General features: G+C 40.7%; 14 protein-coding genes. 9 read left to right on the plus strand and 5 right to left on the minus strand.

Features of this window, described 5'->3' with window-relative positions:
* Positions 1-316 precede the first annotated feature (316 nt).
* Positions 317-1,249 (plus strand): class 1 isoprenoid biosynthesis enzyme, encoded by a 933-nt coding sequence (locus tag LPTSP_RS01205; RefSeq protein ID WP_174704409.1) that lies wholly within the window; start codon positions 317-319, stop codon positions 1,247-1,249.
* Here the strand turns inward: LPTSP_RS01205 and LPTSP_RS01210 are convergent.
* From LPTSP_RS01210 to LPTSP_RS01220, 3 genes are all read right to left on the minus strand, one after another.
* Positions 1,241-3,331 (minus strand): PP2C family protein-serine/threonine phosphatase, encoded by a 2,091-nt coding sequence (locus LPTSP_RS01210; RefSeq protein WP_108927029.1) that lies wholly within the window; start codon positions 3,329-3,331, stop codon positions 1,241-1,243. The genes LPTSP_RS01205 and LPTSP_RS01210 overlap by 9 nt on opposite strands.
* A gap of 65 nt (positions 3,332-3,396) precedes the next feature.
* The gene (locus tag LPTSP_RS01215) at positions 3,397-4,287 is read right to left on the minus strand and encodes a formylglycine-generating enzyme family protein (RefSeq protein ID WP_108927045.1); all 891 of its coding nucleotides are present in this window, start codon (positions 4,285-4,287) and stop codon (positions 3,397-3,399) included.
* Positions 4,288-4,351: 64 nt separating this feature from the next.
* Positions 4,352-5,509: a hypothetical protein gene (locus LPTSP_RS01220; RefSeq protein ID WP_108927030.1), complete on the minus strand. Its 1,158-nt coding sequence runs from the start codon at positions 5,507-5,509 to the stop codon at positions 4,352-4,354.
* Positions 5,510-5,720: 211 nt separating this feature from the next.
* Here LPTSP_RS01220 and LPTSP_RS01225 point away from each other — a divergent pair, with 211 nt between their 5' ends.
* The 5 genes from LPTSP_RS01225 (at position 5,721) to LPTSP_RS01245 (ending at position 10,560) form a co-directional block, all read left to right on the plus strand.
* Complete coding sequence (locus LPTSP_RS01225; RefSeq protein WP_108927031.1) at positions 5,721-6,170, plus strand: DUF2147 domain-containing protein; 450 nt, start codon at positions 5,721-5,723, stop codon at positions 6,168-6,170.
* A gap of 58 nt (positions 6,171-6,228) precedes the next feature.
* Complete coding sequence (locus tag LPTSP_RS01230; RefSeq protein WP_108927032.1) at positions 6,229-6,678, plus strand: DUF2147 domain-containing protein; 450 nt, start codon at positions 6,229-6,231, stop codon at positions 6,676-6,678.
* 123 nt (positions 6,679-6,801) lie between these two features.
* Positions 6,802-8,316: a M14 family zinc carboxypeptidase gene (locus LPTSP_RS01235; RefSeq protein WP_108927033.1), complete on the plus strand. Its 1,515-nt coding sequence runs from the start codon at positions 6,802-6,804 to the stop codon at positions 8,314-8,316.
* Between the two features lie 4 nt (positions 8,317-8,320).
* Positions 8,321-9,244 (plus strand): DMT family transporter, encoded by a 924-nt coding sequence (locus LPTSP_RS01240; protein ID WP_108927034.1) that lies wholly within the window; start codon positions 8,321-8,323, stop codon positions 9,242-9,244.
* Positions 9,245-9,330: 86 nt separating this feature from the next.
* Entirely contained in the window at positions 9,331-10,560 is a 1,230-nt protein-coding gene (locus tag LPTSP_RS01245) for a hypothetical protein (RefSeq protein ID WP_108927035.1), read from the plus strand.
* Here the strand turns inward: LPTSP_RS01245 and LPTSP_RS01250 are convergent.
* Positions 10,557-11,474: a hypothetical protein gene (locus LPTSP_RS01250; RefSeq protein ID WP_108927036.1), complete on the minus strand. Its 918-nt coding sequence runs from the start codon at positions 11,472-11,474 to the stop codon at positions 10,557-10,559. The genes LPTSP_RS01245 and LPTSP_RS01250 overlap by 4 nt on opposite strands.
* Before the next feature lie 70 nt (positions 11,475-11,544).
* Between LPTSP_RS01250 and LPTSP_RS01255 the strand changes: the two genes are divergently transcribed.
* Positions 11,545-12,666 carry a hypothetical protein gene (locus LPTSP_RS01255; protein WP_108927037.1) on the plus strand — a complete coding sequence of 374 codons (1,122 nt, stop codon included), beginning with the start codon at positions 11,545-11,547 and terminating at the stop codon, positions 12,664-12,666.
* 96 nt (positions 12,667-12,762) lie between these two features.
* Positions 12,763-14,337 carry a methyl-accepting chemotaxis protein gene (locus LPTSP_RS01260; protein ID WP_108927038.1) on the plus strand — a complete coding sequence of 525 codons (1,575 nt, stop codon included), beginning with the start codon at positions 12,763-12,765 and terminating at the stop codon, positions 14,335-14,337.
* 78 nt (positions 14,338-14,415) lie between these two features.
* Here LPTSP_RS01260 and LPTSP_RS01265 read toward each other — a convergent pair whose 3' ends face one another.
* Complete coding sequence (locus LPTSP_RS01265; RefSeq protein WP_108927039.1) at positions 14,416-14,856, minus strand: carboxymuconolactone decarboxylase family protein; 441 nt, start codon at positions 14,854-14,856, stop codon at positions 14,416-14,418.
* Between the two features lie 214 nt (positions 14,857-15,070).
* Between LPTSP_RS01265 and LPTSP_RS01270 the strand changes: the two genes are divergently transcribed.
* A complete protein-coding gene (locus tag LPTSP_RS01270) occupies positions 15,071-15,736 on the plus strand; it encodes a hypothetical protein (protein WP_108927040.1) in 666 nt (221 codons plus the stop codon).
* Positions 15,737-16,225 lie beyond the last annotated feature (489 nt).

Here is a 16,225-nt window from a genome sequence, read left to right on the forward strand (position 1 = left end):
CAAGAAAAATATTGGAAGAAGTTCGGAATCTGCATTCCGATTTTATAATTTTCTAAAGGTTCGATTTCGGTTAACAAGGAGTATAACGTGCATATTCTGACCTCCTTTCCTCATTAAGAGACATAATCCACTTTTAGCTTCGCTGTCTGAGGAGCGGAATCTACCTAGATTGAGATAAGACCGTTATCAATTTCTAAAATACCAAAATAGAATATTATTTCCGGAAAGAATGTTTGAAAAACCTTAATTATCACAAAAATTTTGAAGAATAAATTAAATAAATGGTAAAAAAAAGAAATTTCTCCAAAATATGGCTATGCAAAGGCTAGATTTCGGTCTTTCGGATAACCCCGAAGAGGCGGAAGAATTCTACAAGTTACTGAATCGCTCCGCTTTAAGTATTTGTTATGGATTGCCAATTTCCCTCAGAACAGAGGCGGTTTTATTTTTATATAAATATTCCCAAAACAGCGTAACGGAAGGATTCAATTTTTTAAGAAAATATCATAGTCCAAGTTATTCTATCCTGTATTGGATTAACGAATCTGCTCACGGGTTGCCTTGGGAAAATCCTTGGTTGACCTTACTACTGGAATCACATTCTTCCGCATTATTATTACACTCGTTAGACGATCATTTGACGGATGGATCTTTAAGAGCCAATCATATCATTCTGCAACTAAGGACCGAGGCTTGGACTAGATATGCCCAATCCAGCAAATTATTCGGCAGAGAAGTGCATGACGGTGTTCTGATCGCAGACGAATTTATAGATAGATATTTCAAATCCATTGTAGATTTAGGAATTGTGGAAAGTTTAGAAGCACATCTCTCCAGATTTCGTTCTCAAATGGGGATTTGGTCCTTACAGCCTTATTTACTTGCAAGATCATTTTTCTCCAAGGACCAAGCAGAACTTGTGAGGAGAATGTACGAATTCTTCGGTGTGGCTTGGAGGCTTTTAGACGATTACCAGGATTTAACCGAAGACTTGGAGAATGAGGATATTTCTTCTATGATCTATTTTCTTCCGGAAGACAAAAGGCAAGATTGGAAAAGAAATAATAAGCGGGAAATTTTAGGACTTTTAGAAGAAATCCAGTTAGAAAAACAGATCTCTGATCTTATTAATTCTTATTTAAACGAAGCTGCAAAACTTGCAGAAGATCTACATTTACCTAAATACGCAAATTCATTGCTCTCTTTAAAGATTAAGGAGCCTAGCCGCGCCTGGCCTGAATTAGCCTAAATATTCCATGACCAACAAGGCCATATCGTCTTGATGTTGGAATTCTCCTTGGAAAGCTTGAACTCCATGTAAGACCGAATCGCAGAGCTCTTCAGGAGGTCTAAAAGAATTTTTCCTGAGTAGGTCGGATAAACGATCTTCTCCGAAAAATTCTCCTTCTGAATTTCTTGAATCGGGAATGCCATCGGTATACAATACTACCTTGTCGCCTGGTAATAAGTCTACCGACTCTGTTTGGTAAGCGGTTGGGATCGCCTCGTAGATCGCGACTCCTTTAGGTCTGTAAAATTCTACAACTCCACCTTTTCTTAAGACAAGGCATTCGGGATGTCCCGCATTTGCGATCAATGTTTTACCCGATCTTAGATCTACGGTTACTAAAGTAGCGGTAATAAAATGGCCGTCTAGTTTTCCTTCGAATTGATTACGAATATGTAATAGAAGCGAAGACGGATCTTGAAGAAGAATGGACCAATCTCCCAAAGTCATTTTTAACATGGACGCCAATAGCGCTGCGGAGACTCCATGGCCGGTTACATCTCCAATGAACATTCCCAAAGAACTTATGGAAGGATCGTAGATCACATCCAATAGATCTCCGCCGATCTCCATCATCGGTTTGTATCTATACGAGATCCTTGCGTTCGGGATAACCGGTAATTCTCTTGGAAGCAGTGCGTTTTGGATCTTTCCTGCAATGGAAAGGTCTTTCGCTAAAATTCTTCCTTTTTGTACAAGTTCAGCTTTTTGGAGTTCTATAATTTTGGTTCTTTCTTCTACCTTTGTTTCCAGAGATTCGTTTAAGGATTTGAGTTTCCCTTCCGATTTTTCTAGAGCTCTAAAAACTTCCGCGTATCTTTTTGCAAGAGCAAGACTGAAAAGTAACGTTAACACTAAGAAACTTTCGTTTACCCAAGGCTGGGCCGGGCCGAAACCTGCAAAACTCATCACAGTATAAAAAGAAGACACTGCGACAAGTATTAGGCCGGTGACCACCCATCGAAAAGATAGAATGCTACTCCGTCTGTATCTAAAGAAAATGTACAGAGTATTCATATAAAAGAATACTAATATGACTAAAAATATTTGGAAGGCCACTTTTCCGAAAAACTGATGTCCTCCCGTGAGACCGAACTCCAAAGAAGGCCAGATGGTCAGAAGAATAAAAAGAAATTGTAATGTTCTTCCCGGAATGTTTCGGGGAGCTTGAAAGATCCCGATCGTAAATTCGTAAAATAGAATGGGGAGAAAAGCTCCGAGGGAATAGCCGAAAATAACCCAAGTCCAGGGGGAATCTACTACGTATTGGAACCAACCTTCGTAAGCCGGATACCAGATCGCCAAGGACAAGTTTAGAAGGGAAAAGGAAAGATTAAATTTGTCCTGTGGTCTTCTGATATAAATGAAAGCAAAAAAGAAGAAGGAAAAAAATTCCAAAGAGCTGAACAGCAACACTCTAAGCGCTTTTACCAGATAGACGGTTTGCACTTCCGAGAAACTGCCTACTACCGGATTTTCCATCATGTTCCTGGGCCCGTTGAAAGGGAATAATTGGAGGGCTAGTGTAACTTCTTCATTTTGGAATGGAATGACTACGATCCTGGGTTTGGAGGAATCTTCCGATTCTCCTGGTACGATCATTTGTTCTTTTCCTTCCGATTTTACTCCCAAATAACAGCCGGATGGACAGAAAGGTATATAAGCAGAAAGTAATATATCTAGATCGTTTTTACTTCTTTTTACGGAATGAAAGAATACGAAAGAGGAATCTTTTTGTTTTGGATTATAATTCGAGATATTAGAAGGTGCGGCCAAAAAAGATTCTATTTTGTAAGAGTCTTGCCCGGAAGGATTTTCAGGATTTTGTCCAGGTAAAACCGGGAAATGTCCGTGGAAGAAATTTCCGGCAGGGATTTCGGAAAATGCCCAGTTAGAAATTATAAAAGGACTTTTATCTTGTTCCCAATTTGTAGATGGGGTCTCCATTCCTGCGACTGGAGAAGGCTCTGTAGGTCCGCATTGTTCCAGTAGTAGGACCAACAAGAGAGAAACGATAGGTTTCTTTAGATTTTTTGTTTTCATTTCGCATGACCATTTTTGGCTTCTTACGTATTTGTTTATAAGAGCGCTGTCGGTTGTATAGCTTTTTAACCTGCGTCTTTCGCACAACGGAACCCAAAATGATGGTATTCCGGATAATTTTGAGGGACATGTGCTCTTCTTTTGGAGCCTCTTGCATAACTTGAGGGCCACCACCAAGATCCACCTTTTAGGGTTTTTTTATCAAAACCGGGACAGTTATCTTCTCCCTCGCAAGGGCCTTTCGGATCTTTTCCGTTGCATGCTTCTCCGCATGCTTTGTAATTTTCGGAGTACCAATCCTGGACCCACTCCCAGGAATTTCCGGCCATATCAAATAGTCCGTATACTCCTGCAGGTCTACTTCCCACCGGAGCGGTGGGCATTAAATTCGGAGGATTGATCTTTTTATATACGCAGCCTTTTCGTTCGTCTTCTTCGATGACGGCTAACTTACAGTTGGCGGGTTTGTTTCCCCATGGAAATAGATTTCCTTTCGGACCTCTGGCTGCCTTCTCCCACTCCGCTTCCGTTGGGAGTCTTTTGCCCACCCATTCACAATATTCTTTTGCGGTATACCAACTCACTCCAAGCACAGGTTGTTTCGGTTTTAGATATAGATCACCATAGGCAGGGCCTATATAATCGCAGGTCCCGTTATAGAGACAATCTTTGCAGGAGCCTTCTTCTATACATTTGCTGAAGTCTTCATTTGTGACCTCGTATAGATCTATGAAGAAGTCGCTGAGATAAATTTTTTGTTCCGGAGCCTCGTCCGGATCGTGGGTATTACTTCCCCGGATAAAATATCCTTCCGGAATACATTGCATTCCTTTGATTTTTTTTCCGTAGCAGGGTTTGCTCGGGTCAGGAGATCCCAGCAAATGAGGGGCGATCAGAAAGATTATAGATAAAAATAGAATGATAAAATGGATCGGACGAAAGGAAAGCGAGTTCATCAAACCTGGAAGAGTCCTTTCCCAAGAGGATTCGTCCAGGTGCATTCTTATGCAAGAGAAATTTTTAGAGAATAAAAAGCGGAACGCTACAAGAGGAGAAGTCTAGATTTCCCTGCTCTGTAGAATTGTTCCCATCCGAATCAGTCACGGTGTAAATATAATAACCGGAGCCACTGGAGAAAGAGATGGATCCAGTGCCGGTCAGATCTCCGCTCAAAGTGAAGGATACTTTTCCGGATCTAGGAAGGCAATCCACGTATTTCCATTTCACAGGCTCATCTACTGAGAGAGTCAACGTGAAATTTTTCTCCACATGGACTACTTGTAAAGAACCCGCACTCCACAAGCGATACCATGACAAAGGATTAGAGTCGCTTCTATCCGCACCATACTGCAAAGAACTCAGGGAAGATACCTGGTGAGAAAAGATCAGATCTGTTCCGGAATAACCTTCTCTCAAAACGGAAACGTCTTGGGAGTAAGAAGAAATTCCAGGAGAAGCTCCAGTGAGAATATTATTCCAAGTTAAAGAGTATGCCTGGTTGGTAGTAGGAGCTCCCGCAGCGTAAGAAAGTGGTGCACCGGTTCCGGTTACTTTTACGGAAATTCCTTGGAATGAATTTTGGATCGTACGATTCACACCAATTTTCAAATTCGTACCGTTTTGTACGAAAGGAGAAGAAGCGGAAAGATTACTCCAAATATTTTCTGTCAGTCCATCGATTGTCCAATTGCTGAAAGGTAAAAATTTGCAATTCCCGAATTCTTTTGAAACTAAGAAAGAAGAAGAAGGATCGTTCCCATCCAAAACATAATCCAAGAAGTCATACGCGCTTGCATCGGTGGAGGATACTTGCCTGGAATAATTTCCTCCTCCCCAACAGTTGAATGAAAAATTATAAGCTTCTAATTCTCCAAAATCAGGTCCCTTATTCCAAATGCGATGTCCTAAGGAACTAATCCTTTCAGGCCAACTGATACGATTTCCTCGGATAGCAACCGATGCACCTTCTCCGCTTAAACCTTCCATAGAACCTGATACTGGGTCCATGGCCGAGGTCAAAGCCTCTGCGATTTGGTCCCTGTTTGCGAGTAAGGATAATGCGATCAAATCGTTTGATTTGGAACTTTTATCTTCCTGAGAGCAGTAAAATAGGAAAAATACCGAGATAAGAACGGATAGAAATACTCGCGAATAGGGGATAAAGTGATTTGAAGGCATAAAAATACTCTTGAGAAAACAGGTAAAAACCGGGCTTCTCTTATAAATTAACCTATAAGACTGCATGTTTTTGCGTAAAACCTTATTTCTTTCCGATAAAATCCTGGTTTTTTGAGCAAAAAATATGGTTCAAAGAATAGTTTGCTTGATAGGTTCCAAAGAGGACTAAATATAACCGATTTCGATAGAAACGTTAAGGGGTTAATCAAAAATGAAAAAATCACTCGTTTTGTTTGTCGTTTTGGCGGCGTTTTTAGTGGGTGAATCCACATTTGCTGACGCGCTTCCAGTAGTCGGAAAATGGAAAACCATTGATGACGAAGACGGTAAAGAAAAGTCCGTAGTAGAGATCTACGAGAATGGCGGTAAAATTTACGGAAAGATCGCTAGCTTAAGAGATCCTTTGGATAAAGATGGTAAGCCGAAAGTTTGTACCAAATGTGAAGGTGCAGATAAAGACAAACCGGTTATTGGTCTTGTTATCATCAAAGGTTTGAGCTTAGACGATGACGAATATACCGGAGGAACCATTATGGATCCTAATAACGGTAAAATATATAAATGTAAATTAAAAGCCACTGATGGTGGTGCTAAATTGAGCGTTAGAGGGTTCATTGGTTTCTCTTTGATCGGTAGAACTCAAACTTGGCTTAAAAAATAAAATTCCAAGCAGCGGGGAGAATTCTCCCCGTTTATTCCTATTTTAACGAGGTGATTTTGTGAAGAAAATCAACGTAATATTCTTATTCGCTTTATTCTTTGCGGGAGCATTTAGTCTTTCCGCTGATCCTACTCCTGTCACAGGAGTATGGAGAACATTTAATGACGCAGGAACCAAAGAAGAATCTACAGTTGAGATCTATGAGAAGGACGGAAAGATCTTCGGAAAGATCCTGAGCCTTGTCGATCCGAACGATAAGGATGGAAAGCCTGCTCGTTGTACAGAATGTGACGGACCTGAAAAAGATAAGCCTATCTTAGGAATGGTTATTATCAAAGGGCTAGGAGCTGACGGAGACAAATGGACCGGCGGACGTATCTTAGATCCAAATGACGGAACTTGGTACAAATGTAGCCTAAAAGCAACCGAGGGCGGAAAGAAGTTAGAAGTCCGCGGTTATATAGGATTCTCCTTGATTGGCCGTTCCCAATTCTGGCAGAAAAAATAATCTAAATACCATTACGATTCGGGAAGGAGTACTATCTTTTTCCCGAACGAATTCCTAATAAATATTCCTTTCCATTACTGAATCTTTCTTTTCTTTCCGATTCCCTTTCAAAAAATTACGACTGTGACGGGCGTCTTTCGGGTCTTTCTACTCGGCTTCTTTTTTTATTCTTATATAGTTTCCTGCTCGATTCTCCGGGAAACCATTCCTTCTAGACCGTTGAACGACGGCTCAGTCTCTATTCTTCTGAAAATAGATAAAAGCGCCAGAGAAGAATTCGAGAAGGTAACTAATTGGGAAGTACCTTATACATTCATAGAGAAGGATCATAGTTATGCAGTGATCCTTAAGGAAAAATTAAAAACGTATGGGTTTCCTAAAGAAGGGATCAATATCGCAAAAGGAATGCCATTTAAATATTACTCCGGAAACTATCAGGATTCTTTGTCGGAGTCTATCTTTGCGTTAGCAGATATTAAGAAAGGATACAAAGACAATATATTAAATTCTCATTATTTATATTGGGTGCATCGTCTTTTCCCGAAACATACCCAATACAAGATAATTGGGAAATCCAGCAGGGGAAGAGAGATCCCAGCAATCTTACTCACGGATACAACTATTCCGGAAGAAGATAAAATTTCCGTTCTATTCAATTGTGCTCATCATTCCAACGAAGTTGTTTCCGTAGAACATTGTTATGATGTGATCTATGAACTTTTGGCTCATAAAAAGAAGTATGGAGATTTGTTTACAAAACTCAAGATCTGGGTAGTTCCGATCGTAAACCCGGATGGTTCCAGAGTGTTCTGGCATGAGAATATGTCTATGGGAAGAAAGAACGGATATCCAGGTTGGGGACAGATCTCTGAAAAAGATAATCCGGGAGTGGATATTAATCGTAACTATCCGTTTTTCTGGGGAAAAACAAAATCAAACCAAACTTCTTCCGCTTCCAATAGTGTATTTTTCAGAGGGCCATATCCAGGTTCCGAGCCCGAGACACAAGCAATGATGAATTTAGCGGAGAAGGAGAGATTTGCCGCTTCAATCAGTTATCATGCCTTTGCGAATTGTATCTTGGTTCCTTATACGATAGACGGCACTTCCAATCCGGAGCCGGACTTTGCTTGGAATTTGGGAAAGAAGATTGCTTCTTCTGTAGAAAGTAAAAATCCAAATCATAATTTCAGCGCTAAGAAGAATATTTACGGAGTGGACGGAGTCGACCAAGATTATTATTTCTTTAAGTATGGAACTCTTGCTTATTTAGTGGAATCTTCTCATTTAAATCCTCCATATTCGGATGTTCCTAAAATTGTAGAATCTTTAAGACCGGCTTGGACGATCCTTTTGGAAGAAATTGCCGACGGAAGTAAACTTTATTTTAAGATCAAAGACGAACATGGAAGTCCATTAGTAGCGAATATCAAATACGATAAGGTTCTTTTTTATCATGGAGAAGTCCGGACTTCTCGTAAGGAAGACGGAATGTTCTTCCAATCCTTTCCTGGGATCAGAGGTATTAAGTTAAAAGTCGAAAAAGAAGGATACGAGACAGTCAATTGGGAAGGGACCACTTGGAGATCCTGGAAGGCAGTGGATATCGTTTTAAGGAAAAAAGCTCCAGCCCAATAAGATCATGAACAGATATAAAAACGAGGCCGCCTTAATCTTTTGTACCTTGATCTGGGGTGGAACCTTCTCCGCTACGAAACTAAGTTTGGTTTCGATTTCTTCCTGTTTGTTTATTGGGATTAGATTCGCGATCGCAACCTTTGTTTTTGTAATTTATATTCTTCTTAAGAACCGAAAAAACTCGGTATCGTACCCTGATTGGAAGACAAACAAATCTTTATACTTCTTAGCATTCCTATTGGGTTTTTGGATGTTTCTTGGATTCGCATTCGAGACAGTCGGTTTAAAATACACAACAGCCACTAAGTCCGGATTTTTGACAGGGACCTTGGTGGTCATCACTCCTATCTTACAGACTTTATTTCTAAAACGTATGCCTAGCTCGGGGAACCTTCTGGGAGTGATCGTAGTAACGTTCGGTCTATTCTTTCTTTCTGCTGAGTCAGTGGGAGAAGATAATAAATTAGTAATATCTTATCATCTGGGTGATGTACTTACTTTGGGAGGTGCGTTTTTCTTTTCCTTATACATTATCTATGTGGATAAGGCGAGTAAATCCTGTCCTTTGGATATTCTTCTTTTGTCCCAAACATTAGTGACTAGTGTATTCGCTTTTTTTCTAGCATTCATCTTACACTGGACGGAATTCGAACCTTTGTTTATCAAAATGGATTCCAAGGTAATGCCTGCTTTATTTTATAACGGTTTGATCTCTTCCGTAGGGACCACGTTCTTACAGACGAAATACCAAAAGGGGATCTCTCCTACAAGAGCGGGACTTATTTTTTCTTTGGAGCCAGTCTTCTCCGCTATTCTTGCCTATTTCACTTTGGAAGAAAGATTGGATGCAACAGGTTTGATCGGATGTAGTTTAGTGCTCACCGGTGTTCTGTTAGCCGAACTATTAGGTAGAGAAAAAAAATTCTAGAGCTTGTTCTATCCTTTATTTTTTTTTCGAAAATTTTGCAAATTTTTAGACTTTCAATTGTGGTTTGATTGCCAGGAGTACCTGCCATGAAGCGTATTTATTTTGTTCTATTCTTCTTTTCTATCTCTGCCTGTAACCAAGCTAAATCGATAGATATAGACTCCGCAAAATCTCCTATCGGTCTACTTATGGACATTACTCTTTCCGAAGCAATTAACGGAAGAGATGCAGGGCCGGAGTATATGGCCGCAGGAGACAATTGTTCTCTTTTTACTTCTGCCGATGGAATTAATTGGAGTATTCTACAAGGCGGTACCACTCCGTTTACCGGCTGTTCCGGCGGAGTGATCTATGGATTGGCACAAGGTAATGGAAGATGGGTAGCTGTCGGCACCTTGACCAATACCTATCTGACTAACGCAAATAATTGCGGTCTCTGGAGCAGCGCAGACGGTGTGGATTGGGTAAGACATACTTGTCCGAGTCCTAATTTATTAAGTTATTCCAATACTCCTCTTAGGTCGGTTACGTTCGGTACTGTGGGAGGTGTCGGATTATTTTTCACTTCCGGTCATAAGATGGGAACCGGTGCAAATGAAGACTATTACGGATTAGTGAGTCTGGACGGAATGAACTGGGTTTTCAAAAAATTAGGACCGACTCCGGCTGTGGATGGGGGTTTGACTACCACCTGTTATTTAGAAATCGACAATGGGGTAGCAAGGTGTTCGGGAGAAACAGGTTCTTATTCTGATGCGATCTTAAAATACAATTCTTCTTCCGGGGTCTGGGTAGCGGATACGGATCTCCCAGATTATATGGGCTATGCTGCTTTTCCGGATGCACCGCCAAATTATAATCCTAGCACTTCTTGGTTTTATGCGGGGCCGAATCATTCCAGATTTACGTTCGGACAAGGTGATAGCGCAAATTATGTGAATCGAAAATTACCCGGAGGCGATTGGGTAGAAGTAGTCACGAACGTACTTATGAGTCAGTACACTTATGGACTATTATTGAATGCCGCTGCATATAAAGGAAATCTTATCGTAGCATTAGCTGACGCTTGTACTTGGATGAATTCCACGGACGCAGGAACCAACTGGAATGTGTACGATTCTATAGGAAGTTGCACCTATGATAATGGTATGCCTGATTTCTTAAGTGTAACTTATAATTCTTATGTGAAACAATTCGTAGGTGCAGGAAGGTCCGGAAGAATTGTATATTCCGAAACAGGATTGGAACCTTCTTCTTGGACGATCTTGGAGACCGGTTTTAGTGGGACGATCAATACTCTGATCTCTAAGCCTTAGTTTTCTTGGATCGAATTTTCAGAACTTAAGTCTTGAGTCGGAATTGGGATCTTTGCTTTGATAGCAGCTTCCTTGGTTTTAGGATCCAACCTAAAAAGTTTTTTGATCGCGATGTCCTGCCAATAACGAGATCGATTTTCTTTGATAAATCTTTTTAGAAAATGGATCTCCGCTCCTTTTGGACTCACTTCTTCCTTTCCATAAAATTTGTTTTTGAAATCGGAAGTGAAATTCGGATTTTCTTTTAGATAAGTATCCAAATTTGTCAGAACGTAAGTGCCTGTATAAGGACCTCCAAATGATAGATTTATACCTTTTGGATGGGCGATAAAATTTCCCAGAAAACGGATCTCTAATCCTCCCGGATTGGAAAAGTAGAATTTAGATTTTTCTAATGGATCATATTCTATCGGAATGGAACTTGTATGAAGCACAGTATAGGTATGTGTTTGCACATGTCCATATTTGTTTACCGTTGTATAGGTATGAGTGGTAGTATAAGAATACGAAGCGCTGTCTAAGATCAAAGGTTGATTTTGGGGAAGTCTCGTGACTACAAAATATTTAGGAGCGCCATTCTCTGATTTTCCTAACTGTAATTTTTGGACCCAGAGAAATCTGTAATTTCCATCTCCTTCCATTTCTTTGCCGGGATCTTCTAAATTGATCTTTTGGCCCGAGATAGAAGAGAGATTTGTTTCTTTTGAAATAGATTCTTCTAAGCCCTTGAATATCCCATTTGAGATACCGCCTTTGGCAACGATCAATCCGAAAGCGACTAAACCTTCTTCCCCTGGGGTAGGTTCTTCCAATACAGGAAATGTTTTTAGACAACCTAAAGTTACGAAGGATAAGCCGAGTATGAGTAAGGATCTAAATCTCCAATCCATTGCTCCTATCTTAAATGAGTGCATTACTTATTCAATCCGTTTTGTTAGTTGACTCGAATGGGATTGATAGAAGGAATATTCTTCGTTATAGTACATGAAGCGAAACATCCTGGCAAAATTTTATTTTTTATTTTTAATCTGCGTTTTATTTCCGATCTCTAATTTCGCTTCTCCTTTAAAGACAGATCTGGATGAGGATGTGTTAAAAGAGATCAGGGACCATTACGATTCCGGACAAAAAGCAAACAGGTTTGACAGGGACTTAGGTGTTCCTAAAAGTACTAAGGCCAGATTTTTCTCCATACAGCCTGGAGGAAGTTACGATTTTATTTCCGACTTGGATATCAGCGGAAGAGGACGATCCGCCTCTATGACTACGGAGTCTCAAAGGCCAAATTTCTTTTTTGATATTAGAAGTAAGGACTACAGGATCAACGAGGCATTCGGAGTCCAACTTCTGTTTCATTCTGCCAAAAAAGAATTCGATAAACAATCTTATTCTGTCCCAGCTCCGGATACGGGTTCTTCTTCAGATTCGAGTTCCTCTTCTTCCAGCAGTAGCAGTAGTTCAGGGACGAATGATAAAAATTCGGTCACAGCCGATCTTGGGACTAATGTTAAAGTCGATTATAATTATATAATACCAACATTCTATTGGGGAAATCCGGAAGTCGACGGATTTCGTATGGGACTCGGCTTCGGATTAGCGGACATGAGAATGAGAGGGAATGTGGATTTTAGAGATCCAGGGGAAACGATCGGAAAAATGTATGGAGCGATGGGTGATAGAGATACTTTTCTGAACACATTGAGTTTTATACAATTGAGTTCCGGTTTGGTGGATCTGAGAAGAGGAGATCCGATATTCAATTATCTTTTATTAAATTTAAGCCAAGGTAATAATTTGGAAATGATGGGGGCCTATCTTGCCAGCCAAGGGACCCATTTTTCTACGGATGTAATATCACTTTTAGTTTATGCAAATTTGCAGGATAAATACAATCCTCTGGAATTATTGGCTTTGAGCGCCTTATCCAGGACTAGTATCAACGCTAAAGACAAACAGGTTTTTGCGTACATGATCTATGTAGAAACGCCTAAATTCGGGTTCGTGAAGGCTAGATTAAGTTGGCATGGACCGTTGTTCAAGGATTCAGGATATACAATCCACATGAGCACACTTGAACTCGCATTAATGGTCCCAATCGACTTTTAATTCTTCTAAATTAGATCTGCATAATATCCCTGCTTGACACTCGGTCGATTTGAACCGATTTTAGCTTAAAAACTAAAATCGCCTAACCGAGGGATAATGAATAGAAATTTGGAATTGGAGCGTCAAGGGGAAGTTGCCGCAAACTATCTAAGGATTTTTTTAACCATAGTTTTTATTTTCGGGACCGCATTCGGATTAGTTTGGAAAAGCGGGATCCAAGCAGTTTTAGGTTATTATATCGGAGGGATCGTTGCGTATTCCTTCATCATCTTCTTTTCCATTTTTGTAATGAAGTTTTTCGGCTACAAACCTTGGTTGAAATACGCTACAGTGTTCCTGGAGTTTATCGGTTATGCGATCGTGCAAGCTGGTTATTTCGGAACAGAAGACCAATGGAAACCGAATGGGATCTTGAGTCCTGCCAACTATGGGATCTATTTTCTAATTTTAGCAGGGACCATTTTTAGGTTCAATCCTAGATTCACTTTTATCACATCTACAGTTTTAGCAGTTCAATTCACAGCGATGTCGATGACGCTTACCATTCTGAATCCTCAGCTTCTGACTATGGGATATGAAGGAATGATCCGATTGAGATCTCCTCTTGTAATTTTAATGGGAGTGTTCTTATTCGCATTCGGGGTAACAATCTCTTATGCAACCAAATTCGTAAGAAGATTGGTAGAAGAAGCGCAAAGCGCAGAAGAAAGAGCTATTCGCAATTATACCTCCGCGAAAGAGATCTTGCACAGTTCCGAAACAGTAGCGGAAGAACTTCGCAAATCCTTAATAGATGTAGAAGATGTGGCCAAGGCAAACGAGGATAGCAGCCGAGATCTAGCAAGTATGGTAGAAGAAACATCCGCCACTCTGGAAGAAATGGGAGCAAGTATAGAATCTATCGCAAAGATGGCGGAACAACAGGACGAATTTGGGGACGATACTTCTACTTCTATCGATAAATGGAAGGACCAAATGGTCCGAGTTTTCGAGGCAGTATCCTTTGCTCGAAGTTTGGGAGAAGGTTCGGCAGCCACCGCGATAGAAGGGGAGGGTACAGTCCGAATCGCATTAGACGTGTTTTCTCAATTTAAGGGAACTGTCCAAGAAGTTAGTAAGATCTTAGGAGTGATCCAGGATCTCGCAGGAAAAACAAATTTACTTTCTTTGAATGCAGCCATCGAAGCAGCAAGGGCGGGAGAAGCAGGAAAAGGCTTTTCCGTAGTCGCAGAAGAAGTAAGCAAACTTGCGGATTCTTCCTCCAGAAACGCGAAAGAGATTGTAAAGCAGATCGGAGCCTTGGGAGAAGCTTCTGATACAAGTTCCGAAAAATTCGGAGAATTGGTCCAGGCTTTCCGTGAATTGACCTCAGGAATCGGTTCCATTGGAGAAGCGCTTGCTCAGGTGGGAGATTCGGTAGACAGGCAGAAAAGTTTATCTACGGAAGTAGAAGAAAAGAATAAGCAGATCCGCGATCTTTCCAGAGAAATGAAAAATTCTACATTAGAACAATCGAATGGAACCAAACAGATCCTGGACGGGATAGAATATCTGAGCAAAAGATCTATGGAAATGTCCGAGATCACAGAAAAACTCAGGACTAGTTTGGAAAGATTGAAAGGCACTTCTCAATCTTTGACAAAAACCTTAGAGGCGACTAAGTTGGAATAGTGGCCTACAGAGATTGAAAGGATCTTTCATACGCCCTTCGACAAGAAGGAACGTATGAAGGTTTAAACAGACCCGCTTTTAGTTTGGTGCGGTCATCCCGGTAGAGATCGCGATCCGGTTCCAGGAATTGATTGTATTGATCACAACGATCAAAGCGATAAATTCCTTTTCTTCAAAATGAGCCCGAACCCTAGCATACAGATCATCCGGAACCCCATGCTCCGAAATTTTAGTCACATATTCCGTTAATTCCAAAGCGGCTCTTTCTTTTTCGGTATAATAAGGAGCCTCTCTCCAAGCGTTCAAAAGATAGATCCTTCTTTCTTCTTCTCCTAATTTTCTCGCATCCACGGTGTGCATGTTAATACAAAAAGCGCAGCCGTTTATCTGAGAAGCTCTGATCTTTATTAGCTCATAAAGTTTGGTTTCGATCCCTGAGCTTTTCGCAAAGTTTTCCATCTCCATCATTCTTTCCAAAACCTGGGGATACACTTTGGCGTAATTGAATCTTGTGTTCATTTGTTTCCTCTTTTAAAAGAAAGACGTTCGAAGTAAGGTCTTGTGACGGTGTGTTGGAAATTTTGGGAAATATTTCCAGCCTCTTCGTATTTCTACTAGAGAGCGAAAGGATACCTAGTAATAGCCGATATTGTTCGTTCGAAAGCGGCATGCTAAACTCATTTTCTGTGAAAATTGAAAAAACTTTTTTACCGAAATCTGAGAGAAACCTAATATGAAAAAAAGAACAGTATCCTTATTCTTCTTACTAACCATTACCTTTTTCACGAATTGCGACGGGTCGTCCGATGATAAGAGCACAATCCTCGCATTACTAATGAACAAAAAATGCATCAACCTTCCAAAGATTATCGTTGTAGTGGATCTCTCCTCCGGGAGTTCCATCGCTACATTTAACTGTTCAGTTTCCGACAGGCAATATATTTGCAGCGATGGGAATAGCGTTCAGTACAGGACTTTTTCTTCCGTTGAAGGTGCATTATTGGGAGTAGTAAATCCTCCAGGCGGAGGTGGTTTCGGTTTTTTCCCTTCTCAAAGAGGTTTACTAAGGAACAAGGCGACCAGCGTTTCAAATCCGAATAACGTATTGTATAATTTTACTTATACATACGATCCCTCTCATCGTTTAGTGTCTGCTACCGACGAAATCAACTCCACTAGTCGAAGTTATGGCGATTATGATCTGAACGGATTTCCTTTAGATGTAGATGGAAGCAGTGCAAATTATTCATATGATTCGGGACGCAAACGCCCTAAGAGTATTTCAGTTAGTGGAGGTCCCGGTATACTTTTCGATTCAAAAGGTTGGGCGATTGAGTTTGCGGAAGGTCTGGATTCGATCGCTTTTGAGAATAGCGGATCCTTACAAATTTGCGACTGATCTAAGTTTTGGGCGATCCTCCCGCTTCGCGGGAGTCGCGCTGCTACGTGTTCGCGCATTCGCGCTCATCCGAGCTTCGCTCGGACTAAAGCACTTCGCATCGCTATCGCGGGGGCTTTCTTGGAAATATTTTATAGATTTCTAATGTGATTTCCCGTTCGGCTTTTGGGGGGTCCAAGCGGAGTATTTTTTCCGGAAAATTCTCCTTCTTTTCTCTAAAAAAATAGGAAAGATAAATCACGTTTTTCCTTGACCGGCTAACTCAATTCTCTACATTGGTTTTTACGGCCTTTTCCGTATGGGAAATCGTCGGCAAAGCCAAACGAGTAAAAAAGACGGAGACTTTCTCCCTCAAAAACAAAACTCGCTGCGGCAAATAATCAGTTCTTTTACAACGAATATAACTGCGAATGAGAAATTAAAATTTTTTATTAGCTGAGATTAGGTTATGGTGATGAGTTCGCCATGATATTAATAATCTCGAACACT

The sequence above is a fragment of the Leptospira johnsonii genome, assembly GCF_003112675.1.
GTDB lineage: Bacteria > Spirochaetota > Leptospiria > Leptospirales > Leptospiraceae > Leptospira_B > Leptospira_B johnsonii.

Coding starts and splice junctions, on each gene's coding strand:
- LPTSP_RS01205 (WP_174704409.1), top strand. CDS start 317: ATGCAAAGGCTAGATTTCGGTCTTTCGGATAACCCCGAAGAGGCGGAA.
- LPTSP_RS01210 (WP_108927029.1), bottom strand. CDS start 3,331: ATGAAAACAAAAAATCTAAAGAAACCTATCGTTTCTCTCTTGTTGGTC.
- LPTSP_RS01215 (WP_108927045.1), bottom strand. CDS start 4,287: ATGAACTCGCTTTCCTTTCGTCCGATCCATTTTATCATTCTATTTTTA.
- LPTSP_RS01220 (WP_108927030.1), bottom strand. CDS start 5,509: ATGCCTTCAAATCACTTTATCCCCTATTCGCGAGTATTTCTATCCGTT.
- LPTSP_RS01225 (WP_108927031.1), top strand. CDS start 5,721: ATGAAAAAATCACTCGTTTTGTTTGTCGTTTTGGCGGCGTTTTTAGTG.
- LPTSP_RS01240 (WP_108927034.1), top strand. CDS start 8,321: ATGAACAGATATAAAAACGAGGCCGCCTTAATCTTTTGTACCTTGATC.
- LPTSP_RS01245 (WP_108927035.1), top strand. CDS start 9,331: ATGAAGCGTATTTATTTTGTTCTATTCTTCTTTTCTATCTCTGCCTGT.
- LPTSP_RS01250 (WP_108927036.1), bottom strand. CDS start 11,474: ATGCACTCATTTAAGATAGGAGCAATGGATTGGAGATTTAGATCCTTA.
- LPTSP_RS01255 (WP_108927037.1), top strand. CDS start 11,545: ATGAAGCGAAACATCCTGGCAAAATTTTATTTTTTATTTTTAATCTGC.
- LPTSP_RS01260 (WP_108927038.1), top strand. CDS start 12,763: ATGAATAGAAATTTGGAATTGGAGCGTCAAGGGGAAGTTGCCGCAAAC.
- LPTSP_RS01265 (WP_108927039.1), bottom strand. CDS start 14,856: ATGAACACAAGATTCAATTACGCCAAAGTGTATCCCCAGGTTTTGGAA.
- LPTSP_RS01270 (WP_108927040.1), top strand. CDS start 15,071: ATGAAAAAAAGAACAGTATCCTTATTCTTCTTACTAACCATTACCTTT.